The organism is Candidatus Dorea massiliensis AP6, assembly GCF_964245105.1.
Taxonomy (GTDB): Bacteria; Bacillota; Clostridia; order Lachnospirales; family Lachnospiraceae; genus Laedolimicola; species Laedolimicola intestinihominis.
In genome coordinates this window covers 36,337-60,926 of sequence record NZ_CAXTKW010000006.1, presented here as the reverse complement: position 1 = coordinate 60,926, position 24,590 = coordinate 36,337, and the positions used below count along the sequence as shown (strand labels likewise).

Annotated in this window: 24 protein-coding genes; 4 read left to right on the top strand and 20 right to left on the bottom strand. The window is 51.4% G+C overall.

Annotation, left to right across the window (positions count from 1 at the left end; genetic code table 11):
• Positions 1–234 precede the first annotated feature (234 nt).
• Positions 235–639, top strand: coding sequence for an ACT domain-containing protein (locus ACESZP_RS07735; protein ID WP_178039501.1), 405 nt, complete (start codon positions 235–237; stop codon positions 637–639).
• A gap of 61 nt (positions 640–700) precedes the next feature.
• Here the strand turns inward: ACESZP_RS07735 and ACESZP_RS07730 are convergent, their stop codons facing one another.
• The 3 genes from ACESZP_RS07730 to ACESZP_RS07720 all read right to left on the bottom strand — a co-directional run bounded on the left by ACESZP_RS07730 (position 701) and on the right by ACESZP_RS07720 (position 4,345).
• A complete protein-coding gene (locus ACESZP_RS07730) occupies positions 701–1,924 on the bottom strand; it encodes a PfkB family carbohydrate kinase (protein WP_178039502.1) in 1,224 nt (407 codons plus the stop codon).
• Positions 1,925–1,934: 10 nt separating this feature from the next.
• The gene (locus ACESZP_RS07725) at positions 1,935–2,627 is read right to left on the bottom strand and encodes a GntP family permease (protein WP_499708633.1); all 693 of its coding nucleotides are present in this window, start codon (positions 2,625–2,627) and stop codon (positions 1,935–1,937) included.
• A 98-nt stretch (positions 2,628–2,725) separates the two neighbouring features.
• On the bottom strand, positions 2,726–4,345 hold the full coding sequence (locus tag ACESZP_RS07720) for a mannitol dehydrogenase family protein (protein ID WP_178039503.1): 1,620 nt from the start codon (positions 4,343–4,345) through the stop codon (positions 2,726–2,728).
• 217 nt (positions 4,346–4,562) lie between these two features.
• Between ACESZP_RS07720 and ACESZP_RS07715 the strand changes: the two genes are divergently transcribed.
• Entirely contained in the window at positions 4,563–5,696 is a 1,134-nt protein-coding gene (locus ACESZP_RS07715; RefSeq protein WP_499708630.1) for an ROK family transcriptional regulator, read from the top strand.
• 63 nt (positions 5,697–5,759) lie between these two features.
• Here the strand turns inward: ACESZP_RS07715 and ACESZP_RS07710 are convergent, their stop codons facing one another.
• The 6 genes from ACESZP_RS07710 to ACESZP_RS07685 all read right to left on the bottom strand — a co-directional run bounded on the left by ACESZP_RS07710 (position 5,760) and on the right by ACESZP_RS07685 (position 11,981).
• Positions 5,760–7,388, bottom strand: coding sequence for a peptidoglycan DD-metalloendopeptidase family protein (locus tag ACESZP_RS07710; RefSeq protein WP_499708628.1), 1,629 nt, complete (start codon positions 7,386–7,388; stop codon positions 5,760–5,762).
• A gap of 73 nt (positions 7,389–7,461) precedes the next feature.
• A complete protein-coding gene (locus tag ACESZP_RS07705) occupies positions 7,462–7,971 on the bottom strand; it encodes a shikimate kinase (protein ID WP_178038147.1) in 510 nt (169 codons plus the stop codon).
• The gene (locus ACESZP_RS07700) at positions 7,968–8,609 is read right to left on the bottom strand and encodes a flavin reductase family protein (RefSeq protein WP_499708626.1); all 642 of its coding nucleotides are present in this window, start codon (positions 8,607–8,609) and stop codon (positions 7,968–7,970) included. Before ACESZP_RS07700 ends, ACESZP_RS07705 begins: the two co-directional genes overlap by 4 nt.
• A gap of 10 nt (positions 8,610–8,619) precedes the next feature.
• Positions 8,620–10,284 (bottom strand): putative manganese-dependent inorganic diphosphatase, encoded by a 1,665-nt coding sequence (locus ACESZP_RS07695; protein WP_499708624.1) that lies wholly within the window; start codon positions 10,282–10,284, stop codon positions 8,620–8,622.
• Between the two features lie 571 nt (positions 10,285–10,855).
• Positions 10,856–11,407: a signal peptidase I gene (lepB, locus tag ACESZP_RS07690; RefSeq protein WP_178038144.1), complete on the bottom strand. Its 552-nt coding sequence runs from the start codon at positions 11,405–11,407 to the stop codon at positions 10,856–10,858.
• Positions 11,408–11,417: 10 nt separating this feature from the next.
• Entirely contained in the window at positions 11,418–11,981 is a 564-nt protein-coding gene (locus ACESZP_RS07685) for a hypothetical protein (RefSeq protein ID WP_178038143.1), read from the bottom strand.
• A 349-nt stretch (positions 11,982–12,330) separates the two neighbouring features.
• Here ACESZP_RS07685 and ACESZP_RS07680 point away from each other — a divergent pair, with 349 nt between their 5' ends.
• Both ACESZP_RS07680 and ACESZP_RS07675 read left to right on the top strand, forming a co-directional pair.
• Positions 12,331–12,867 (top strand): ECF transporter S component, encoded by a 537-nt coding sequence (locus ACESZP_RS07680; protein WP_349165248.1) that lies wholly within the window; start codon positions 12,331–12,333, stop codon positions 12,865–12,867.
• Positions 12,868–12,887: 20 nt separating this feature from the next.
• Complete coding sequence (locus ACESZP_RS07675) at positions 12,888–14,018, top strand: pyridoxal-phosphate-dependent aminotransferase family protein (protein WP_499708621.1); 1,131 nt, start codon at positions 12,888–12,890, stop codon at positions 14,016–14,018.
• A 137-nt stretch (positions 14,019–14,155) separates the two neighbouring features.
• Here ACESZP_RS07675 and ACESZP_RS07670 read toward each other — a convergent pair whose 3' ends face one another.
• The 11 genes from ACESZP_RS07670 to ACESZP_RS07620 all read right to left on the bottom strand — a co-directional run bounded on the left by ACESZP_RS07670 (position 14,156) and on the right by ACESZP_RS07620 (position 24,582).
• Positions 14,156–15,970, bottom strand: a complete 1,815-nt coding sequence (locus tag ACESZP_RS07670; RefSeq protein ID WP_499708619.1) for a hypothetical protein — start codon at positions 15,968–15,970, stop codon at positions 14,156–14,158.
• Between the two features lie 16 nt (positions 15,971–15,986).
• Positions 15,987–18,305: an ABC transporter permease gene (locus tag ACESZP_RS07665; protein WP_499708617.1), complete on the bottom strand. Its 2,319-nt coding sequence runs from the start codon at positions 18,303–18,305 to the stop codon at positions 15,987–15,989.
• A 10-nt stretch (positions 18,306–18,315) separates the two neighbouring features.
• Positions 18,316–19,014 (bottom strand): ABC transporter ATP-binding protein, encoded by a 699-nt coding sequence (locus tag ACESZP_RS07660; RefSeq protein WP_499708615.1) that lies wholly within the window; start codon positions 19,012–19,014, stop codon positions 18,316–18,318.
• Positions 19,015–19,187: 173 nt separating this feature from the next.
• Positions 19,188–19,373, bottom strand: coding sequence for a DUF951 family protein (locus ACESZP_RS07655; RefSeq protein ID WP_178039439.1), 186 nt, complete (start codon positions 19,371–19,373; stop codon positions 19,188–19,190).
• Positions 19,363–20,085 (bottom strand): NAD-dependent protein deacylase, encoded by a 723-nt coding sequence (locus tag ACESZP_RS07650; protein ID WP_349165243.1) that lies wholly within the window; start codon positions 20,083–20,085, stop codon positions 19,363–19,365. The genes ACESZP_RS07655 and ACESZP_RS07650 overlap by 11 nt, the downstream gene beginning before the upstream one ends.
• A 34-nt stretch (positions 20,086–20,119) precedes the next feature.
• A complete protein-coding gene (gene srtB / locus ACESZP_RS07645) occupies positions 20,120–20,935 on the bottom strand; it encodes a class B sortase (protein ID WP_499708613.1) in 816 nt (271 codons plus the stop codon).
• Between the two features lie 38 nt (positions 20,936–20,973).
• Positions 20,974–21,564 (bottom strand): 4'-phosphopantetheinyl transferase family protein, encoded by a 591-nt coding sequence (locus tag ACESZP_RS07640; RefSeq protein WP_499708611.1) that lies wholly within the window; start codon positions 21,562–21,564, stop codon positions 20,974–20,976.
• 10 nt (positions 21,565–21,574) lie between these two features.
• Positions 21,575–21,988, bottom strand: coding sequence for a C-GCAxxG-C-C family protein (locus tag ACESZP_RS07635; protein WP_499708609.1), 414 nt, complete (start codon positions 21,986–21,988; stop codon positions 21,575–21,577).
• A gap of 22 nt (positions 21,989–22,010) precedes the next feature.
• Positions 22,011–22,205 carry a hypothetical protein gene (locus ACESZP_RS07630; protein ID WP_178039434.1) on the bottom strand — a complete coding sequence of 65 codons (195 nt, stop codon included), beginning with the start codon at positions 22,203–22,205 and terminating at the stop codon, positions 22,011–22,013.
• Between the two features lie 125 nt (positions 22,206–22,330).
• Positions 22,331–24,055, bottom strand: coding sequence for a carbon starvation CstA family protein (locus ACESZP_RS07625; RefSeq protein WP_499708607.1), 1,725 nt, complete (start codon positions 24,053–24,055; stop codon positions 22,331–22,333).
• Positions 24,056–24,057: 2 nt separating this feature from the next.
• Entirely contained in the window at positions 24,058–24,582 is a 525-nt protein-coding gene (locus ACESZP_RS07620; RefSeq protein ID WP_499708605.1) for a DUF8052 family protein, read from the bottom strand.
• Between the last annotated feature and the right edge of the window lie 8 nt (positions 24,583–24,590).

Sequence of the window (24,590 nt, the reverse complement as noted above, 5' to 3'; positions counted from 1 at the left end):
TTTTATCCATTCATTTTTCAGGTTTCCATATCCTTCGGATATGCCGCTTCGCTTTGGATGCCATCCGGCAGGATATAATTCTCACGACATTATATCATAATCTATTTTTAAATACCATTGTAAAATGCGGCTGCCTGTGTTATGATAGGGATAGTTTCGCACTGCGAAGTTCTAAAGCCGTGGGATATATTCCCTGATTTTATATTTTTGAAATGAAAGAGGAGGAGTTACATTATGTTACAGCAGTTATCGATCTATGCGGAAAATAAGAAAGGCACCATGCAGAATATCACCGAGGTGCTGGCCGATGAGAATATCAATATCTGGGGTTCCTGCACCAACGACGGCGCAGAGTACGGCATCAATCGTATGGTTGTTTCTGACCCGCAGAGAGCCATGGAGGCCCTGGAAGCAGTCGGCTACCTGTGCAAGCTTACTTCCGTCATCGGCGTCGAAGTCGAAGACGAGGTTGGCAACCTGAACAAGCTCTTAAAGGCCCTGGCCGAGAGCAACATCAACATCAACTACATCTACCTGTCCTTCAACCGCGCCTCCGGCAAGCCGGTCCTGGTGTTCCAGACCGCGGACACGGCAGAAGTCGAAGTTTGTCTGAAGAATAAGGGATTTTCGGTGGTATAAATCAAATTAAAAGGGAAGCGTCAAAGAACCATTCATGTTCTTCACGCTTCCCTTTTTTCTGCTATGCTCTTTTCATGCGCGTTTCCACCTGCGCCAAAGTCGGCATCGCCGGAATTGCACCCTTTTTCTCCACGCAGAGACTGGCCACCGCATTGCCAAACCTGGCATATTCCACAAGTTCTTCCTTTGCAAGCTCCTGCAGCCGTTTTTCGGAAGTACTGATTTTATATAAAAATCCGCCCCAGAAGGAATCTCCGGCTCCGTTCGTATCGCCTATCCGCTCTGCCTGAAAGCCCGGAACCAGACTTCCGCCGTCTCTGCAATAAATATAGGCTCCATCCCCGCCCATTGTCACTGCGACCACCTTCACTCCCTGGCAACACAGAGCTTCCGCCGCCTTTTTCGCATCCTTCTCTCCTGTCAGGAGCTCCGTCTCTTCGTCTGAAATTTTCATCAGATCCACATACGGAATCAGGCTTCGCATCTGCCGCTTTGCCGTCTCTTCGTCCGGCCACAGGGACGCCCGGTAATTGGGATCATAGGAAATGAGGCTTCCCTTGTTCCGCGCCCTTTTCACTGCGTACAAGGTGGTGTCCCGCGCCGGCTGTGCTGTCAGGGACAGTGAACCCACATGGAAAATATTCGTTCGATCCAGCACGTCAATGTCTATCTCTTCTTTTCGTATCTCTGTATCTGCGCCCGGCTTTCTGGCAAAGGAGAAAGTACGCTCGCCATTTTCCTTTACATCCACAAAGGCCAGCGTGGTAAAATATTCCTTGTCCAAAATCAGGCCGGAGGTGTCCACCTGTTCTTTTTTCAATACCTCGCGCAAGAATTCTCCATGTGCGTCCTTTCCGGCCTTTCCAAGAAACGCTGTATGAGCTCCCAGCTTTCCGGCAGCCACAGCCACATTGGCCGGAGCGCCGCCTGGATTTCTGGCATACAGCATTTGTCCATCCTCATTTACTCCCTGGGAAGTAAAATCAATCAGAATCTCGCCGAACGTTGTAACGTCATAGATAGAACGGCAGACAGAGTCATTCGTATCCGCCAGAATACCCGCGTCCAAAAGCCGAAATAAGATGTTTTCGCACTCCGCCTCATTGTCCGTATGCACATGCAGCTCACCGGTACGGAAATCCGGCATACTTAAGACGCCCAGCATGGATTTGGCGTCCACCACATAGCGGCCGCTGCACAGCTCCGCGTCATAAGGAACAGATTCCGCAATGCTTACCAGCTTTCTCGCATTCTGCATGGTTCCCAGTATTACCTTTGCAATCATTATTTTCCTCCTATGCGAACAGGCTGATCACAATCGCGCAGACCAGACCGGTTACTCCTATAATCGTCTCCATCATGGTCCAGGATTTCAGGGTGGTCTTCTCATCCATTTCCAGTAATGACCCCACCAGCCAAAAACCGGAATCATTCACATGGCTGAATGCGGTAGCTCCGCCATTGATAGCACAGACCATAGCTGCCAGATACACCGGCGGCAGCTCCGCCACGCCGGGCATAGCAGCCATAATCCCTGCCGCCATGGTCATTGCCACCACAGCAGCACCTACCGACGCGCGAATCAGCGCCGCTATCAGAAATGCCACCAGCACCAGCGGAAGGCCGCTCTTCTGAAGAGCCGGTCCGATAATCTCGCCCATACCGCAATCCTGCAGCACCCAGCGGATAATACCTCCTCCGGTGATGACCAGTAGAATCTGACCGGTCGGCCGCAGGGAGCGATCCATAATCTTCTTCAGCTGCTCTCCGTCATAGCCCTGTCTTTTTCCCAGAAAATACATGGCCAGTAAAACCGCGATGATTAACGCCACAAACGGAGTTCCCAGAAACTCAAGTACCGGACGCACCGCATCAATACCTGGAATATAACCTGAAACCGTACTGCATAAAATCAGAATCAGCGGCACCAGAATGATGCACAACACCGTGGAAAATGCCGGAAGCTTCGCCTCCTCTTCCTCCCTCACCTCCTGGATATTCGACGGAAGTCCCGGATTAATCCGGCTGCCGCCGCAATGAGTAATCTTGTCGGCTCTATCATTTTCTTCTCCCCTGTCGTTTTTCTTTACGCGTTTACATACTTATGTACCGTTGCTTTGATTGCGCCCGGTCCTGCAAGCATCTCCCGGAACATCGTTTCAATCTTCTCTCCCACGCCCGCTTTATAAAGATCGATAAAGAACAGACGCTCATTGGAAAGAATCGGTCTCAGCTGATCCGCAAAGGTCTCCGGCCGACCCACTGCAATATCCTTTAACTGCTCCTGCAGCTCCTCATTCATGGGATCCGGCGCCAGCTCGTAGGTATTGCCCGCATCATCGACCGCCAGCATATATCGCAGCCAGCCTGCGATTCCCAGCGGGATGGCTGTCAGGCGGGAAGCGTCGCCGTATTTCTCCACATACGCCTTGATGGTCTCGCCAAAACGGATGCCTACCATCTGGGACACGTCCACTGCCAGACGCAGGTTGGTATCTCCCAGATATTCATTGGGGAAACGATCGTTAAACAATTCATCCACAAAAGCCTGCGGAGAGAGAATTCCCGGATCCTGTACCACCGGAAGACCTTCGTCGTAAGCTACCATACGGGCCATTCTCATCATGTCCGCATCTGTATTCAGCATATGGGCAAATAAGTCATAGCCAAGAGCCACTCCCAGCGGACCGGTAGCGGAATGCACCGGGTTCAGGCATACCGTTACCTTCATGCGCTCTGCCAGGTTGACCGTATGCCGGTCTGCCATATAGACGCCAAAACCTTTCTCCAGAGCCGGACGGCCATTGGGAAAGCTATCTTCGATAACCAGATACTGGGGCTTCTCCGCATTTACGAACGGGGCAATATACGTTTTCTTTCCGGTAATGACCGGCTGCATATCCTCCACACCAAGTGCTTCCAGATCCGCCGCAATCTGCTCGCTGGGACGCGGTGTAATCTTATCGATCATAGTCCAGGGAAAGGCTACGGTCTTCTCGTCGCCGATATATGCCAGGAAAGCTTCGTCTACATAGCCCGCATTCTTCCATTCCTCCGCCATGGTCAGCACCGATCTGCGAAGCTTCGCGCCATTCTGAGAACAGTTATCCATGGAAACCAGAGCCAGTGGATAACTTCCTGCTTTATATCTCTCATACAGCATAGCCGTCACAACAGCCATAGCGCCGACTGCTTTCTCCGGTCCGTTCTGGATATCTGCCTCCACAAACGGGAACCAGCTTCCGTCCGCTTTCTGCAATGCGTAGCCCTTCTCCGTGATAGTAAAGGACACCAGCTGCAGGGACGGATTCACAAAAATCTCTTTCAGCCGATTCCACTGTGCCGGATCGGACGCCTGTGCTTTCACGGCCTCCGCCAGAGATCCCAACACTTTGTAATCTCTGGTTCCGTCTCCGTGAAGAATCACGCTTAAACCCAGGTTGTCATAGGGTACGTAAATTTTATCTACTACATCATAATCAAAGGTTTCCACGCAGGTAAGCCCCCGATCCAACGCTCCCTCCTCCAGAAGTCCGTCCGCAATCCCTCCGATGAAGACACGAAAGATATTGCCGATTCCAAAATGTACCCAGCACGGCGCTTTTTTTGCCTTTTCGGAAACTGCTTCCACATCATATCCCGGAAGCTGGATTCCTGCTTTTTCCCATGCGTTACGATCTTTGATTCCATCCATTGTGAGTTTCATGTTATTCTTCTCCTTTAAATAGTTTATTACGCGTTTTACTTGTGCTTATGTCTTAACTGTAAGTATAGTATATATGTTGCCGATTCATTCGTCTATTGGCAATTACGCCAATCTTTATTTTGATTTTTTGTGGACTTTTACCAGCTTTTTGTTTTATACTGTGATTAAACGTAATACTTACTCTTATCTTGTAATATTATCAGGGGGATTTCATTTTATGAGCGAAAAGGGGTTAACGACGATCAGTCTGAAAAAAATCAACCGTTCCAAGGTCTATCAATATATTTATAAAACTAAGGCTGTGTCCAAGCAGCAGATTGTGCAGGATCTGCAGATGGGTTTATCTACTGTCAGCCAGAATTTGAACCTGCTGGAGGAAGAAGGCCTGATTGAACGGAACGGATATTTTGATTCCACCGGAGGGCGTAAGGCCCATGCTATCCGGATTGTTCCCGATTTTAGGATTTCTATCGGAATCGGTATTTTGAAAAAGATGTTTCATATAACTGCGGTAGATTTATACGGAAATGCACTCTGCACAGAGACCATTCCCCTTCCCTACGAAAACACAGCCGCTTACTATGAACAGGTGTCTGAAAAAATCCTGGATTTTATCGCCCGCCAGAAATATGACTCTGAAAAAATTCTGGGGGTCTCTATTGCTACCCAGGGAATCACTTCTCCGGATCACACAGCCGTAACCTACGGCAGCATTATGGGCAATACCGGTATGCAGGTGGACGATTTTTCCTGTCTGCTTCCCTGGCCCTGCCATCTGGAGCATGACTCCAAATCTGCCACTTTTCTGGAATTGTGGAATCACCCGGATCTTGATGACGCTGTGATTTTCCTACTAAACTGTAATATGGGCGGCGGCATCATCACCAATCACCAGATTCATCAGGGCAGTTCCATGCACAGCGGAACCATCGAGCACATGTGCGTCAACCCGGATGGTCCCTTATGTTATTGCGGAAACCGCGGCTGTCTGGAGACCTACTGCTCCGCCAATTCCCTGGAACAGGCTTCCGGGCTTCCCGTCAAGGAATTTTTTCCTCTCCTGCGGGAAGGGAACTCCCCACAGTTCACACAGCTATGGAAAGATTACCTGAATCACCTGGCTTTTGCCATGAAAAATCTGAATCTGGTCATTGACGCCCCTATCATCCTCAGCGGTTATCTGGCTCCTTATTTTACTGAGGAGGATATCGGCTGGCTGACTGAGCGCATCAATGCTTCCACACCCTTTGCTGTTGACCGGAAGCAAATTCTCGTCGGCACCCATGGGCAGTACACGCCCGCCATCGGCGCGGCGCTGTTTTATGTGGAGCAGTTTTTGCAGGCTGTTTGACCTGATTTTTATATAAAAAAAGTGACCCTCCTCTTCGGAAAGGTCACTTTTTCGTCTCTCTGTTTAATTCAGATACGGCAGCGGATTCACCTGACTGCCATTGATAATAATCTCAAAGTGCACATGAGGTCCCGTACTTCGTCCTGTATTACCGCTCAGGGCGATCTTCTGACCCTGCGTTACCTTCTGGCCTGAAGATACCAGGATCTTACTCAGATGTCCATAGCGGGTCTGCTTACCGTCCGGATGTCGGATGGTGATACAGTTACCGTAGCCGCTGGACCAGCCTGCCTGCACGACCGTACCGCCGCAGGAAGCCATAACTGCCGTTCCAATCGGACATGCCCAGTCGACACCCTTGTGCATCCGGCCCCATCTTTTCTTAAATCCGGAAGTAAAGCGTCCGCCGGAAATCGGTTTGATATAGGTGGGCGGCGTCTGGGTACCGCGCTCCACAATCTTCGGCACCGGATCCTGCAGAACAGTCTCGGAAATCACATCCCGATTCTCTTCCACGCCGTTTTTCTTCGTAATCAGCGCCGTTACCTCATGATAACCTGGCTGCTCCTCCTGGCGCACCTCACTCTTGGTGGTATACCATTCGTCATTATCAATATACTGAACGTCTGCGTAATATTCTTCCTGATAGGTGGATTCCTCCACGGTCTCCACGGAAAGCTCCGGCTCCGGCACGGTGATGATGACCTCGTCACCTTCATGGAGTACCGTATTCTCGCTCATGCCCTCGTTCAGTGCCAGCACCTCCGCCACGCGGAGTCCATTGCTGTTCGCTATCACAGACAGAGTATCTCCCGCCTTCACCTCGTATACTTCATTCTTTGCCGTATCCTTGGTCACCAGATCAATGGCCTCACTTGCCGGTGTAATCTCATCTGCTGATACATAAGCCTCGGCAATCTCCACTTTTTCCGCGAAATCCACGGAACGCAGACCGTCGCCTTCTGCCTGCATCTCCCCATTGTCTGCAGCATTCTCTTCCGCCACATCTTCCTCTGTGACAGTCTTCGTAATGACACTCTCCACGGCCTGGCTCACATCATATTCACCGATACCCGCACAGGCGTCGCCGATTCCGGCGATACCGCCCAGCTTCGCCACCTCCGCGGCAGTCTCCTCTGCCGTGTTCTGCTTTGATACTTCTACTGTGTATACATTCAGCTCCCGGGCCGCATCCGATACGATGTTGATCTGAAACTCATTGTCCGTATCATACCGGTCTTTGGTGGCATACAGCACGTCCATCACGTCCTGATAGCTTCCCAGCGTCACCGTGAACTCGTTAATCTTCATCAGGTAAGCCTTTTTCTTGGCCTTCGCCACAATCTGGGTCAGCTCATTGTAAAAAGCGTCGGTCAGCGTATCGCTGTCCATGGTGGAACCGAAGATCTTCGGCACCTTGTCAAGCTCGTACTCCACATCCGCCAGCACCAGGCCGTCAGTCTCTCTGGAAATGCGGGCTCTGGCCTGCAAGTAAGCATTTTCCACCACGGACGGGTTCTTGACGGATCCGACGGTCTTGCCCGCCAGCGTAACCTCGTAGTAGCTGTCACCGCTTCCGAAGCCGCTTCCGATGAGCGGCACGCCCAGCAGCATACAGCCGCAGGTAATCATCACGGATTCCGCGAATACAAGCTGTGATTTTTTATTCCAAAATAACTTTTTTTTCTTCATTGGGTTTTTTAACTTCTTTAATCTCAAGTACACCCCGGAGCAGCTCCGAGGTGTAATAATTTCGTAACATTTTCTATTTTACCAACATTTCCAATGCTTGTAAAGTCTTTTCTAAGGTTTCTTCCACGTTAAGACCGTCCTCCTCGATGGTCACATCGGCGTATTTCTCATACAGACCCTCCCGCTCCACATAAAGATCATGCAGGGTCTGTCCGTCCCGCAGCACCACGCCGCGGCCCTTCACATCGTGAAGTCTGGATTTCACTGCTTTATAAGAAAGACGCAGGTATACAATCACACTGATTTCACCCAGATGCTTCATGGCTTCCTCGCCATACACTACGCTGCCGCCGGTGGCGATGACTGCATTTCCCGGATTCAGTCCCGCATTGACCCGGTTCTCCACGGCCAGAAAACCGTCCGGGCCGTCCCGTTTGATAATGTCCTTCAGAAGCATTCCTTCCTCTTTCTGAATCACCAGATCCGCGTCAATAAAATCCTTTCCCATCATTTTCGCCAGAATGACACCAATGGTGCTTTTTCCAGCTCCCGGCATTCCAATCAGTACGACGTTTTTCTTCATTTTCTGCCCTTTCCTTTGCTGCTTTTGCTGTCTTTCTTGGTTTTCTTCTTTGCGGTTTTCATCGGCTTCTTCTTCCTCACGCTGTATCCGAAGGTGCCAAGCTCCTCGCCCAACGCAAAATAGGTTCCGTGGGAATAAGCCACCAATCCGGTACTGTTCAGCTCGAAACGGCCATTTTCATTCATATAGGCTTCGTCTACCGTCACGCCCAACACTTCTGCCAGGAACATATGATGCGTTCCAAGCTCCTTTACTTCCGTTACGCGGCATTCGATATTGACCGGACTCTCCTCGATGGTGGGCGCGTACTTAAGATGCTCCGCCTTGCCCGGCGTCAGATGCATTTCCGCGAACTTGTCCACATCCCGGCCTGAACGCACGCCGCAGTAATCGGTGGCCTTCACAAGCTTTTTCGTGGTCAGGTTGATGACGAACTCGCCGGTTTCCCGGATAATATCGTAGGAATACCGGTTCGGTCTTACGGAGATGGATACCATAGCGGGGTCGGAACAAATCGTCCCGGCCCACGCCACCGTAATAATATTTGGTTTTTCACCTTCCCTTCCACAGCTTACCATAACTGCCGGGAGGGGATAGAGCATATTGCCTGCTCTCCAGTGTTGTTTTTTCTTTTCCATATCTTGTAAATTATCTCATTTCTTCCATCTGCTGAATCATGCCCGCCAGGGACGGAATCAACTGCTTCTTACGGGATACCAGTCCCTTCAGCTCGTAGCTGTCGCCATCATCCGGCAGCTGGAAGGCTTCCTTCACCAGTGTGTCGGAGTTGGGACCGTAGCACAGAAGCTCGGTGGACTCCTTGATGATATTGGTAAGCATGAAGAAAATCATGTTTAGGCCGCTTTCCCGGTGCGCCACAGGCAGATAGGGAATCAGCTTCTCGCGGATCTCCTCCAGCTCCACTGCATTCATGGAATTGATCTGACCCACGCCGAATTCCACATTTCCCACATCGAAGCGCTTGAAATCCTGGTAGAAAATCTCTTCCGCGGTACGGGAACCCAGGTTGCTGCCTGCAGAGAACATATCGATAGCCAGATCTTCGATATCAACGCCCGCAATCTGCGCCAGATGCTCCGCAGCCGATTTGTCAATGGCCGTACAGGTGGGAGAACGGAACATCAATGTATCGGAAATGATAGCTGAGCATAAGAGACCCGCGATCTTCTTCGGAATCTCCACGCCACGCTCCTGGTACATCTGATACATGATCGTCGCGGTGCAGCCCAGCGGCTGGTTCCGGAAAAATACCGGAGACATGGTCTCCAGCGTGCCCAGACGATGGTGGTCGATGATCTCCAGAATCTCTGCATGATCAATTCCGTCCACGGCCTGGGATTCCTCATTATGATCCACCATGATAACCTGCTTGCGCTTCAGATTCAACAGGTTCCGTCTGGAAATCATGCCGATATAATTATCGTCCTTGTCCACGATCGGGAAGTCCCGGTAACGCTTCTGACCCATGATTTCCTTGATATCGTCAGTCTTCTCATTGACATTGAAAATGGTCAGGTTGTCGGACTTCATAAAGTAGCGGATCGGCATGCTCTGGTTAATCAGGCGCGCCGCCGTAAAGGTATCGTGGGGCGTGCTGATGACTACGCAGTGGTGCTCCTGGGCCAGCTTCTTGATGGTCATGGAGACTTTCGCGCCCTCGCAGACGATGATGCAGCCCGCGCGCATTTCGATGGCGCACAGCTGGGACTCGTAGCGGTTACCCAGGATAACCAGGTCGCCCTCCTCTATGTAGTCCTCCATCAGATCCGGATTCGCTGCCGCAATGAGCACCTTACCCTTGTTATAATAGTCTTCCGCAGAGCCCACCAGAATCGTACCTTCCAGAGTGTCAATGATATTCCGGTACTGGGTATTGGCCTGAGCCAGAATCTTACTGTCCAGCACGTCCATATAGGAGGTGGCGATGTCGCCGATGGTGATCAATCCCTCAATCTTCTGATCCTTGGTAATCGGCAGGGTCACCGCCCCGATGCGGCGCATCAGATTCCAGGCCTGCTTCAGGGACAGATTGCTCTGTACGCCCTCGGTCTTGCGGATCTCGATGTCCTTTACCTGCGTCATCACATCGGCCACGTACACCGGCGCTTCCGCCTGGAAATAGTTCAGCACATACTGTGTCTCCTGATTCAGCTGTCCTGCCCGCGCCGCGATATATCCACCGCCCTCCAGGGTGTTCTTCAGATACGCGTAGGCCAGCGCCGAACAGATGGAATCCGTATCCGGATTCTTGTGACCGATGATATACACCGGTCTGGTATTGTCTTTTTCCATTTTAAACCCCTTTTATTCGTAAACTATCAGTTGCCCCTATTTTACCATTGCCGCGGCCCTGTATACAAGAGGGATTCCTGTATTTTTTACTGTGCACTCCATCCACTGGAAACGCTTTGCGATGCACAGAAATTACGACATAATTTCGCGCTGTGCTCCACCATTTAGTTCCGTCTCTCACGGACACTCATCCGTATTGTGCGGACTGCACGATTTATTCTCCCTGTTTTCTATTGTTTCTCTGCGTTTTGCCGAGCCACCTTTTCGGATACTTTTATGCTTTTTGTTTATTTTGTCCTGTTTTTTCTTTTCTTTTTTTAGTATTTTGTGCGTTTTCACATTAAATTCACAATTCGTTCATAATTTATTCATAATCAATTGCTATACTGTATTCAAGTTAAGGGAACAACCTCTTAACAATAAAAATGCTTTCACTACACATATAGATAAATTTTTTCATAATAGCCTCGGCGTACCTGGTACGTCGGGGCACTCCTCATTTTATGGGAAATATCCAAGTCTGAACATAGAAAGACCTGAAGTCGGCACTTCAGGTCTTTTCCTCCTACCTTTATCTCGTCATCCCCATATACACAAACACCCGTCCGGTGATGTCGTCCGCCGTCACGGCTCCGAAGCTTCTGGAATCCTTGGAATTTTCCCGGTTGTCACCCAGCACGAAATAGCTGTCTGCGGGAACCGTATAGGGATAGGTAATGTTCTCCGACAGGGCCTCGGTTTTGCCGACAGCCGTAACCGTCGCGTCCTTCTCTCCATTAACGATAAGGCTGCCTTCTTCCGAGAGCTCTACCACGTCACCGGGCTCCGCCACCACGCGCTTGATGTATTCCACACCGTCTGCCCGGTGGATAATCACCAGGTCGTTTCTCTGATAAGTCTCATCTAACCGGTAGAAAAGCACCATTTCCCCATCTGTCAGACCCGGCTCCATGGAACTGCCACTAACGACTGCCAGGCCAATTACATAATGAAACGCTGCGTAGACCAGCGCTACCAGCACGATACATTCTACAATAAAGCGCCGGAACTCTTTCCGTCTGTATAACTTTTCTTTTCGTTCTTCCAGTACCTCGTCCACGGACTGAAGCTGTTCTATTCTCATCTGTGTCAGTCTACTCCTGTTCCGCCAGTTCTCCGATTCTCGTCTTCAGCAGAAGGAACCTCTCATTCAGGCGCTCCAGTTCCTCGCTGATCATGGTCAGCTCACGCTTCTGCTGATCGGCTTTTTCCTGCATCTGCGCCTGCATTTCGCGACGGATTTCTACCCGGGCAGCGGCGATCTGTTCCTGCATTTTCTCGTAAGCTTCCTTCTGCTCCGCGTCGAATTTTTCTTTCATGGCCTGCTGCTCCTCGGCCAGCTTCTGCTGCTCCTGGGCGCGCTCTGCGGCCAGCCGTGCTTTCATATCCTCAATCTCTTCCTGCTGCTGTCTGCGCATCTGCTTTAGCTGTCCCCGGTTCTGGTCCCGCATCTGCTGGGCCCGGCTCTGGTACATCTTATTCAACTGCTGCATTTTCTCATAGACATCTTCTTTTTGAAATCCAAATATTCCGCTCTTCAATTTCATATTCCTCACAAAATCTGTTATCTCCGGGAACTCTACCTCTACCGTATCCTGCACGATCTCAGGATACTCGAGAGGCTTCCCCTCTACGATTGCTTTGCTCTGTTCTTCCATACTGCCGCCCCCTTTGTAAGACATCTGAATCACGTTCATACGACCTCAGCAGCAAGCGCTTCAGCCTGTTATTTATCTTTTTCCATAATACCGTATAATCCGCGATTTTACAATACTTATTGTATTTTCCCACATTTTCTGTATGTTTTATCAAAAATTTATAACTGGACTGGTTGTTTTATCAAAAACTGGCTATTTTAAAACAGCCAGTCAGAGGTTATAGTAGCACCTAACAACAGCAGGAAAACAGAGTCGTGCACCTCTGTATGGATTCCACAGAAACTGCTGGGGAAATAAGAAGGAGGAAATTGGAACTGTCCGTTACAGAACAGTTGCAAGAAATTTATCTATGCAGATTACAGAAGCAGCCGCAGTAAAGAAGAGCGGCATTACCACAAAGGAACTTGTTATCGATGCAATGCTGATTGCGCTCACCTATATCTTTACCGCATTTGTAAACCTTCGCCTGCCCATCGCAGCCAACGGCGGACTGATTCACTTGGGAAATGTACCGCTTTTCCTAGCGGCTATCATCTTCGGACGCCGCACCGGAACCCTGGCAGGAGCCTTCGGAATGGGTCTTTTTGACCTGCTGTCCGGCTGGTATCTCTGGGCTCCGTTCACCTTCGTGATTGTAGGCCTTATGGGCTTCACCGTAGGCGCTGTCACCGAGAAGCATCATGGCTACGGCTGGAACACGCTGGCTATCGCCGCTGCCTGCGTGATTAAAGTGGTTGGCTACTACATTGCCGAGGGCTTTATCTATGGCAACTGGGTCGCTCCGGTTACATCCATTCCTGGTAACCTGGTACAGATTGGCGTGGCCGCTATCATCGTGATTCCGATTGCGGAGCGTCTGAGAATTACCATTCAGAGAAGACTTTAATTTAAAAAGGAGAGTTTCCCATGTACGAAATTATGACACCCGGGCCTACACAGGTCCGGGAAAATGTGTTGGCAGCCAGAAGCCTGCCCTGTACCAATCCGGATCTGGATCCGGACTTTTATACGTTCTATAAGGAGACCTGCGAGCTCATCAGCTCCCTGCTTCGCACAAAGAACGAGGCGCTGATTCTGGGCGGTGAGGGCATCCTTGGCCTGGAAGCGGCCTGCGCCGGTCTCACCGAGCCGGGCGATCGGGTGCTGATCATCGACAATGGCGTCTTCGGCAAGGGCTTTGCCGACTTTGTAAAAATGTACGGCGGAAATCCGGTGCTGTATACGGTAGATTATCTGGAAGCGGTCGATGTGGACGCACTGGCAGATTTTCTGAAGAAGGATCATGCTTTTAAGTATGCTACAGTGGTTCACTGTGATACCCCCAGCGGCGTGCTCAATGATATTGCTCGGATTTGTCCGCTGCTGAAATCCTATGGCATTCTGACTGTCGTAGATTCTGTCTCCGCCATGTTTGGCGAAGAGGTTCGTGTAGATGATTTTCAGATTGATTTGCTCTGCGGCGGCTCTCAGAAGGTGGTTTCCGCCCCTCCGGGACTGACCTTTGTGACTGTCAGCCCTGCTGCATGGACAGCTATGAAGGAGCGGAAAACGCCGATAGCTTCCTTTTACGCGAATCTGATGACCTTTGACGGGTATTTTGAAAAGCAATGGTTTCCGTATACCATGCCCATCAGTGATATTCGGGGACTGCGGGCCGCTTTTGAGAATATTAAGGCAGACAGCACCATCCGGGAGCGGCATGCGAAGATTGCCCAAGCGGTGCGTACGGCGCTGACTGCTTGTGGATTGAAACTGCATACGCGCAATGGGTATTCGAATACGGTATCTGTGTTTGACGTGCCGAAGGAAACGACAGCGGCGGCGATTTTGACAGCGGTTCGTGAGAAGTATAACATTATGCTGGCAGGATCCTTTGATGTGCTGGAAGGGCAGGTTATCCGGATTGGACATATGGGAGAAAATGCGCGGCCGGAGAAGCTGGAGGCTGTGATGAAGGCGCTGGATCAGGTACTGCCGGAGCTGGGAGTGCCGATGACTGGTTCTCTTACGGAAAGCTATTTGGATGCTTTGAAATAGGGTTTAATTAAAACGGACGCGGCTGCGGGAAAAATTTTCCACGCTCGCCCCACAGAAGGGGCTCCTTAGGAAAGTTTTTCCCGCAGCCGCTGTTTTTAGCTTTTTCTTAGTTTACATAACTATCCATATTCTTCTATTTACTTTTTGATTTCTTCGGTTTCTACGATGAAGCGGACACTTCCGGTCTTGCCCTCGGCAAGCCCGGCGAAGTTGTCGTAGCCGTCGTCGGCCTCTTTCACTGCCCGCAGCCGGTTCATTACGTTACGGAAGTCAGAGCCGCCTAATTTGGTGAGTTCGGCGATGCCGTCGTCTTTGAAGTCGCGGACGCCGTCGCGCAGTTCTTTGACGCCGTCCAGGGCTTCCCCAAAGCCACGGTAGAGCTCGCCGCCTGCGGTGCAGAGGGTGGTGCCGCCTTCTACGACTTTGGTGGTGCCCTCGTAGAGGGCGCTGACGCCTGCAGTGTAGGCGGTCAGGCCGGTAGTCAGCTGCCTGCTGCCCTCGGCCAGGGCTGCTGCAGAGGCAGCAAGCTGGCTCCTGAGCTCTCCTGCGGAAGTTCCCGCTTCAGACAGTGTCTTCGCGTAGGCTGCCAGGTTCTGTGCGTCCTCTGCGGTCAGGCCTAAGGCCGCCAGGGCCTCTTGCTGCGCCTTGCCTTCTTCACTCTCAGGATCCGCTTCCGCTGCCGCTCTCAATGCCGATACCGTCTTCGCGAAGGCAGCCTGGCCTGCCGCCGCTGCTTCATTTCCAGCTGCTTCGCTTTCAGACGCACCGTTCTCGCCAGAATTGCCCGTCGTACCGCCTGCCGCGCCAAGCGCCGCGTTCAGCTGCTCCAGTCCGCTTTGCAATGCCGCCGCGCCGTCATTCAGGGCTTTACTGTTCTCATTCAGCTTCCCTGCTCCGTCCTTCACCTGATTCATGGCGTCCCGCAGGGCCGTCACACCATCGGTAAATTCATCCAGATACTCGTTGAAATCTTTGAGGCCGTCATAGAGCTCCCCGACGCCCTCATCCATATCATCCACGCCGTCCTTCAGATCATCCATGCCGTCCGCAAAATCGTCGGCGTCCTTCAGGTCGTCCGTGTCCAAATCCTCCAGCAGTCCCGGTGTAATGACGGTAGCCGTAAACTCCAGCTCGAAATCTTTGGCGTCTGCGCTCACTTCCACATACTCTGGAATGTCGATGTCCTCGGTCACCTCATAGCCGGACAGCTGCAGACTGTCCGCCAGGCCCGGCATGGCGCATCCGATGACCATGCTCTGGTCGTCCATGTTCATCAGTTTTCCATTGGTTACTTCGATGTTGGAGAAGGTATCGGAGGGCAGTACCAGAGCCGACATGACCAGGAACGGGGTCTGTACTTCATAGGCTTTTTTCTTTACGGTCACGGTCTCTGTAGCTGTATTTTCATAGTCGAAGCGAATTGTCACCCTGCCGCTTTTTCCGGCCAGCTTTTTCGGGCTTATCTGCTCGCCGTTCAGATAGTAGGTGACTTTTACCCTGACCGGAGGCTCTGCGTCGCTGGTTCCCTTATAGGAGATGTCCGCGCCGTGATTTTCCCAGATGAGGCTTCCGTCGGAGCCCTGCGTATATTCCTCGTCGCCCCTGGTGTTACGGATGTCCTTCAGGTTACTCTGATCCCGGATATCGGATCCATCGGACGGGTGCTTCAGGGTGGTTTCCACCGTGATTTCCCTGGTGTTTCCTTCCGCATCTGATTTTATGTAAACCGTTTCGGTTTTATCTTTTTCCAACGCGGATTCCTGATTTTCTGTCGTCTCCCCGGAAGCTGTTCCGGAAGCACTGGACGCCGTCGTCCCCTTGGAAGCCGCATTTCCATCGTCCTTCGCGCTTTTATTTTTCATTCCGAAGCTGACTGCCGCTCCGGCTGCCACGACTACCAGCAGAAGCAGGAGCAGCATCAGCTTCTGCAGCAATAATTTCTTTCCGTTCATACTCTCACTCCTCCCGCTATTCCACATTCTTCAACGCCGCATCCATGGGCACATGCCGGATTTTCCGGTATTCCAGCAGGGCCACCATCAGATAGGTCGCAAAGCCCATTACAAACATTTTCACGTAAATCTCCGGTCCGATGTAGAAGGTAATCCAGCCGCTGATGCTCTGCAGCATCATCATGCGGAACAGCACCTCCATGATTTCGTATTCGATGGGCAGGCTGATAAGCAGAAACAGGATTACTACTATTGTGGTTGACATAATGTATAATCCACTGATTTCCCGATTGGAATAACCCAATATCTTCGTCATAGAGATGGACTGGGCATTCTTCTCAATGATGATTTTCGACAGCAGGTAGACCAGCACCATAAACATCAGAATCGCAAATCCATTGACCAGCCCCATCATGCTTCCCATGGACACGTTGAGCTGCCTGGAAATCTTCGTCAGCGCTTCCACATCGATCACCGAACCGATGTATTTCTCATCAATGTCTGTAATCTCCGTATCAGACAGATAACCGCTGAAATAATCATTTCCCAGGTCGAATAAGGTGTTCAGCTGCTTCTGGGACATGAAGATAGTCAGGCCGCCCTCGTAATGATAGACGCCGTCCACCCGGAAGGTATAGGCGTCGGTGCCGTACTCCTCATACAGGATAATCTCATCTCCGGGCTTCAGCAGATACTTCTCCGCATAAGCCGATGACACATACACGCCGCCATCCCGGAAATCAATGGGAATATACCGGCTGTCATCCTGCAGGCCGTAAAGCATCACACTCTCCTTCATGTAGGGCTCCTCCGGCGTATTTAAGGTGTAGGCGCTGAACTTCTCCGCGTCCTCATTTTCCGTCTCCACCTCATTCTGAAAGTACAGCATGGAAATCATACTCTCCAGCTTCTTATCTTCATTCATGGCGTCATAGGGCACCTGCAGGATATACTGGTAATTGCAGAGCAGGTTCTGCTCGATTTCCGCCTGGTAGTGGTCCAGCACCGCCGGAAGGGCCAGCCCGAACATCAGCAGCATATTGGCGAAAATGATTCCGATAAAGAGGATCAGGTAGTTCCCGGCATTCTGGAAAATGACCCGTAAGCGGAACCGGGTAAAAAACGGGATATGGGGGCTTAGCGGCATGGCGTGCTTCTGCTTCCGTCGGCTCAAATCACGCCGCAGGAATTTCAGCGGCGATAAACTCAGCTTTCGCCGAAGCACCAGATAGTTGACCACCATCATCAGAATCACCGGAACCACCGTGGTCTCCAGAAATGCCTCCGCATTCCAGACGGTTACGTAGGTGGGCAGGCTGTAGCTGCCGTAATACATTCCGGCGCAGACCTCTTTCAGGGAAGTATAGCCCAGAATATTACCGATCAGGGCGCTGGTCAGCGTCACGATGGTCGGCATGGTCATATAATGTCGAATCAGTTCGTTTTTCGTATAACCGGAGGCCCGCAGGGTACCGATGACATTGGCCTCCTTAGAAATGGTATTGCTGGTGGTGATTCCGAAAACGAAAGCCATTATCAATATGACGATATACAAAAGAATTACCATCATGGCCTTGTCTCCGCCCATATCGTCGCCGGTGAACTGAATCGCCTGGTTCTGATAGGTGGGAATGAAATTCTCCAGCTCGGCCTCATTTAAGATGCCCTGCATCAGATCCTCGGCGGCGTCCTGCTCAGGCTTGCCCTCCGCCGGCTTCACATCATACTTCCATGCATAATTCCAATACAGCTCATCTTTACTAAAATCCTCGAACATCTCCGGCGTCACGATGGCCACGCCGAATTTTACCGCGTCAAACATACTGTCGTTGTTATCCCGGAAGAGGCAACTGTAATCGGGCAATGCCACCAGACCGGTGACGGTCCAGGAGCGGGCACCGCTTTCCAGGGTATCGCCGATGGTCAGGCTGTTGTTATCGGCGTACATGCGGTCGATGGCAATCTCGTCCGCCGTTGTCGGCATTGCGCCCTGCATCAGGCAGACCAGATCCACCTGCTCCCGATTCGGATAGATACGCAGGGTACTGCCGTTGGTCAGGGCTTCCTCGGCGTAAAACAGGTCGTAGACCGTAACGCCCAAATCCCGGATGGACTTTAACTGGGCCTTGTTGGCCTTCTCGCCCAGCCGGAAGTTACCATCCTCAATATTGTATCTTTCAAACCCCTCGTTATAGGCAATGAGCAAGCTGCCGTCCGCCACCAGAAAGCCCGATACCAGGCTGATGGTTCCGGCCAGCAGGAGGAAAATCACCAGATATTTTCCAAATTCACTTTTCAGCTCGCGCAGCAAGCGCTTCCGCAGCGGATTTTTCATACGTCTCCCCCTACCACTCCAGATTCTCTGCCGGAATCCTGTGTTCGTTCCGGTAGTCCTTGCGGATCATGCCGTCGCGCAGCCGCACCACACGATCCGCCATATCCTTGATGGCGTCGTTGTGGGTGACCATGATGACGGTGTTGCCGTACTTCTGGTTGACGGTCTCGATGAGCTTCAGGATGTCCTTGGACGTCTGATAGTCCAGGGCTCCGGTGGGCTCGTCGCAGAGCAGGATGTCCGGGTTTTTCACAATAGCACGGCCAATGGCAGTACGCTGCTGCTGTCCGCCGGAAAGCTGGTTTGGCAGCTTCCCACGGTGGTCGTAGAGGCCCAGGGTGTGGAGCAGCTCGTCCACGTCCAAGGGCTTGTCGCTTAAGTAAGCGCCCACCTCGATATTTTCCCGGACGGTCAGATTCGGGATCAGATTATACATCTGGAAAATGTAGCCCAAGTGCTTCCGGCGGTAAGCCGTCAACTTCTTCTCCTTCATGTCAGCCATCCGCTCACCCTCGATGCAGATGTCGCCCTCGTCAGCTGCGTCAATGCCGCCGATGATATTCAGGAGCGTAGATTTACCGGAACCGGATGGCCCCAGCAGCACACAGAATTCGCCCTGTTCCATGGACAGGTTGATCCCCTTTAAAACCTCAATGCGACTGTCGCCGGAGCCGAAGGATTTTTTTATATTGTTGATGGTAAGAAACATGACTCCCTCCCCCAATTGTTGTATTTTGCAAGTTAGTTAATGCAAACTAACTTTACAGGGAAATTATAGTATAATGAGAACGAGATTTCCATAGTTTTTTTACCCAATTTTTGTATTTTATCCGTAAAAATGCACCGGATCATGCTTTCTAACATAATCCGATGCATTCGTATCTACGCCTCCGGGCTCCGAAGCCCCCGTGTATTCTTCTCCACCAGCTTCCGCGCCACCATAATCTGATGTCCGCAGCCCATGCATTTCAGGCGAAAATCCGCGCCGACCCTTAAGATCTCCCACTCAGAGCTTCCGCAGGGATGCGCCTTCTTTAATTTTACGATATCTCCTACTTTATATTCCACTTAAAACCTCTCCGATATTGCCCTGGATCAGCAAATCCGCGCCGGCATCCCGGGGCGTGGCGTCCCGATTGATGACAACCAGATGCTTTCCGGTAAAATAGTCAATGAGTCCTGCTGCCGGATACACCGCCAGGGACGTGCCGCCGATGATCAGCATATCCGCCTGGGAGATAGCCCGCACCGCGCCCCGAAGGGTCGCGTCGTCCAGCCCCTCCTCGTAAAGCACCACATCCGGCTTGATGATGCCGCCGCACCCGCACCGGGGCACGCCCTCGGAATGCAGCATATACTCCATATCATAGAACTTCCCGCACTTCTGGCAGTAATTCCGATGCACCGAGCCGTGCAGCTCATAGACCCGCTTGCTTCCTGCCATCTGATGAAGCCCGTCGATGTTCTGAGTCACCACGGCGTTCAGCTTACCCGTAGCCTCCAACTCCGCCAGCTTCTTATGGGCCGCATTGGGCTTCGCATCCGGGCAGAGTAACTTCTTCCGGTAAAACCGGTAGAATTCCTCCGGGTTCCGCACAAAAAAGCTGTGGCTGATGATGGTCTCCGGCGGATACTTCCACTCCTGATGATAGAGACCGTCCACGCTCCGGAAATCCGGAATGCCGCTCTCGGTGGACACGCCCGCGCCGCCGAAAAATACGATTGCGCTGCTTTCCTCCACATACTGTTTCAAAAGCTTTATCTTATCCTCTGTTCCCATAGCAATCCCTCCTGTTCGCTACGTTCACAACCTTTTAATATATCTTCTTCGCATGCACCAGGAACCGCTTCTCTCCGTGCTTCGTACAGGTGGACAGGGTAATGATGGAATCCTCCTTTGTCACCGTCACGCTGGTGTCATAGAGGGACCGTCCCTTGATGGTCTTCAGATACTCCTCGTAGGTCTCGTCCGGCGCGAAGCCGATGGTGTAGCTGTCGCTGTCCGCCTCTGCCTCGTATACGGAGAAAATCTGATATGCATGGGTTCCGTCCGCCAGGTCGATGTAGACATTGGGATGGGCCACCAGATAGGATGCGGAGCTGTACTCCTTCAGTCCTGCGAACATGGAACCATTTTTCATATTATGCCCGTAAATAATCGTATGTAAATCGGAGAAATCCCCATTATTCAGCGTCTCTACAAAAATACTGCCTGCACTGTTCAGCTTCTTGCTGAAGGTATGATTCAGATAATAGGAATCGTCGCCGGTATGCATCAGCGGATAGCTGATCTGGGTACCCGGAATCTGAATCCAGCCCACCGTATCGGAATTCTGCGCCTGCAGCTCGCTGATAGCTACACGCTGTACCTGCTCTTCGGTATCGCCCTCTGCCTCAGTTCCATCCTCATTTTCTCCATCCCCGGTATCCGCAGTTACCGGTTCTTCCACCGGTTCCTCCGACACATAGGTCTGCAGCTTATCGTACTCGTCTGTTCCCTTCTTATACTCAATGAAAATGCCGGACAACTGCCAGATGCTGACTCCCAATACCACCACGCAGATGACCAGCACAATCATCAGCGGGACAGACATTTTGTTCTTCTTCTTTTTTCTGTTCTCGACCGCCATAATAGCCTCCTCAATCACTGTTCCTGTTTTTCCTCATTTTACCAGACCCACATGGAAAGATCCAGTGGCAGCTTCTCTTCTCCGGCGCAGACCGCTATGCTGACCGGTTCCTTCTCCACCCGGTAATTTCTTATAAAATACGGTTCTTTTCGAAGCTCCTGCCGCACCCTTTCTTCCGTCGTGTCAAAGGCATAAAGCGGAATCCGCAGGCCTTCGCCAATGGCTTTCAGAAAACTTTCCTTCCGCACCCACAGATCACAGAAGGCTTCCACCGGTTCTTCCGCCTCCTCCGAAACTGCCCCGCCACAGGCCCTGTCAAAGGCTTCCCGTTCCCGCAGATGCATTTTATCCACAATCCGCCGCCATTTCGGGTGCGCTTTCCACATTTCCGTATCGACACCCACCGGCTTATCCCCAAAGGCACAGGCTATGTAGGGGCCGCTGTGGGAAATGCTGAGGTACAGATCCGGATAGCCTTCCAGATACGGCTTTCCCTTCTCATCCTTCTCTATCCGAGCTTCAGCCGCCGGAATTCCATATTCATTTTCCAGGGCAGACACGAGTAATTCTCTGGCCGCTTCGGACGGATCCTGGCCCTCTCCTGTCCGTGCCAGACGGATTTTTACCATTTACCAGCACCTATTTCTCTGCAAATAAAATCTGTTCCACCAGTTCTGCCGCATCCGCAATACAGTCATTACAAGAGCGAAGCGGGCAGCCTGTCTCCACACCTTTCAGCTCCTTACAGACCAGAGATCCATTCTTCTTCTGAAACGCCTCCACGAGCTGCTTCGAAATCTGATACGTCTTTCCCTTACTCACGGGCGCTTCCAGATCACCGCAGCTGTTCTTCAGTCCCGCCAGCATCACTGCGCCGGATACCGCGCCGCAGGTAGCCTGCATGCCGCCCATACCAAGCCCAAAGGCTTCCGTCGCCCGAAATACGCTCTGCTCATCCAGTCCCACCAAATCGCAGTAAGCGCAGGCCACAGACTGCGCGCAGTTATATCCTTTCCTATGGTTTTCCAGTGTCTTCTGTACTCTGCTCTCCATTTTACAAAATTTTTCCTTTCACTTATTTTTTCTGCTTATCCAGTAATTCCTGCAGCGCCTCATCGCTGTCAGAGATCCACACGTCCTCTTCCTCAGCGTTCAGTCCCAGATATTCCCTTAAGGTACAGGTCTCATCGCTGTTACCCCAGTCCTCAATGTATTTGTCGATGGCTTCAAAGGGAAGCTCCCCCGCCAGGTATTTTTCCTTGAACTTCATAAGTCCCTCCCGTTCGCATATTCTGTGCTTAGTATACTACACTTTTCTGCTTTCTACAAAGCCTTTTGCATACAAAAAACGGAGCAACGCCAAAGCGCTGCTCCGTTCGGATACATTTTTAAAATTTATGCTGCCTTCTTCGGATTTTTCAGAGTCTGAACACCTTCAATAACTAGGACGATAGCCAGGACAATCAGAAGGATACCAAAGATAGTCTGCGCCCAGGGCCCCCAGTCTGCGCCGCCTGCCGCAATCATGCCGATCTGGTTCTTTACTGTCAGGCACAGAGAGCAGATGGTTACAACGATCATGAATGCCATCGGAAGCAGGAACATCTTGTTGTTCTTACCTGCGTTGCCAAGCCAGGTAGCTACAGCCAGAAGGCCGATGCCTGCCAGCAGCTGGTTCGCTGCTCCGAACAGACCCCAGATCTTTGCGTAGCCTGTCATACCGAGCAGGATACCCAGAACTACAGTCAAGATGGTTGCGAAGTAGGGATTAACCATAACCTTCTTCCAGCCTTCCTTTACATCCTTTGCTGTTTCGCCCGGCTCAAGCCAGAACTCCTGGAACATGAAACGTGCCAGACGTGTAGCAGTATCCAGAGAGGTCAGACAGAATGCGGAGTAGGTCAGCACCAGAAGAGAATTCAGGATGCTGTAGCTTCCCGGAATGACGTCGTCGATCATGTGAGCAATACCACCGCCGAAGATCGCTGTAGCTCCGGTCAGAGCTGCGTCCGGATGAGCTGCGTTCCACTTGTAAGCATAGCCGATAGCGCACAGGGTCAGGACTGCAAGTACGCACTCCAGAAGCATTCCGCCGTAAGCGATGGGCTTTGCGTCCTTCTCTTTATCCAGCTGCTTGGATGTGGTTCCGGAAGATACCAGTGAATGGAAACCGGAGATAGCGCCACATGCTACAGTAGTAAACAGAACCGGGAACATATACTGTACACCATTTCCGTTATCTACAGCGAAGCTGGTCACTGCCGGGAAGGTGCTGTCAAAGGTCGGATGTGCTACAACGACACCGAAGAACGCTACTGCCAGCATTGCGTAAAGCAGGAAGGAGCTCAGGTAGTCACGGGGCTGCAGCAAGATCCATACCGGTGTAACAGAAGCGATAGCGATATAGATACCTACAATCCACATCCACGCCTTAGTAGACAGGTAAATCGGATGGAAGTTCATTCCGATAGCCATAATCAATACGATAGCCAGTACGCCGACTACGGAAGCGATGCCCATGGGCATGTTCCGACGGTATACACAGAAACCGAATACGATAGCAATCACGATGAACAGGATAGAGATCATGGCAACGGTAGCCGGTGTCTCGGAAGCTGCCATATTCAGAGCGCCGGTCTCATCATATACTGCGCCGAAGGTAGATGCTACGATAGAAGCGAATGCCGCTACTACCAGGATCAGGGTCAGATAAGAGAAGATAATGAACAGCTGCTTTGCGCGCTTGCTCATGTTGGAAGAGATAATCTCTCCGATAGACTGTCCCTTGTTACGAACGGATGCGAACAGAGCACCAAAGTCATGTACGCCGCCGAAGAAAATACCGCCAACCAGGATCCACAGGGTTACAGGCAGCCATCCGAACATAGCTGCGCCAATCGGTCCGGTAATCGGGCCTGCGCCTGCGATAGAGGAGAAATGATGTCCCATCAGAACCGGGGCTTTCGCCGGAACATAGTCTACACCATCTTCCATAGTATGAGCCGGTGTCTCAGTTTTGCTGTCGCCTACGCCCCACTGCTTGCAGAGCCATCCGCCGTAGAAGATGTAGCCCGCAATCAGAATTGCGACACAGACGATAAGAAGTACCAGTGAATTCATTGTTACATACTCCCTTTCTTTTTCTTTGCATATAAAATTTTTTTCAAAATTTTCGCTGTATGACGGCCTCCCCCGTTGGCATCAATCTGTCCCGTGGAAACCTGGACTACCGCAGTGTGGTGGTCCATCCAGCCGTGCAGTGAAAAATGAAAACTTTTGTAAATGCGGCATTTCTTCAATGCCTTCCGCGCATCCTCATCACAGGTATCACAGATGAAAACCGGTGTAATATAGGAAGCCATATGGCCCGGTCCCGGCTTGACGCGCTGCATCCCGTCCTCCTGGATGTAATCTCTCCATTTCTCGTAGAGCTCCAGGGTCAGATGCGGGATATCCACGATGTAGAGAAATTCCTCATTGTCCGCGGACCAGAGCTCGGCCTTTTTTGACAGCACATATTTCTCAGAATGTTCAAAGAAATCACAGCGGGCCGCAATCGGAGTCTCATCCTCCTGCATGTGGATATCGTAATAGGTTCTATAGCTTTTCAGCAGCCGTTCAATGACCGCCCCTCTTGTATACTCCATGTATATAG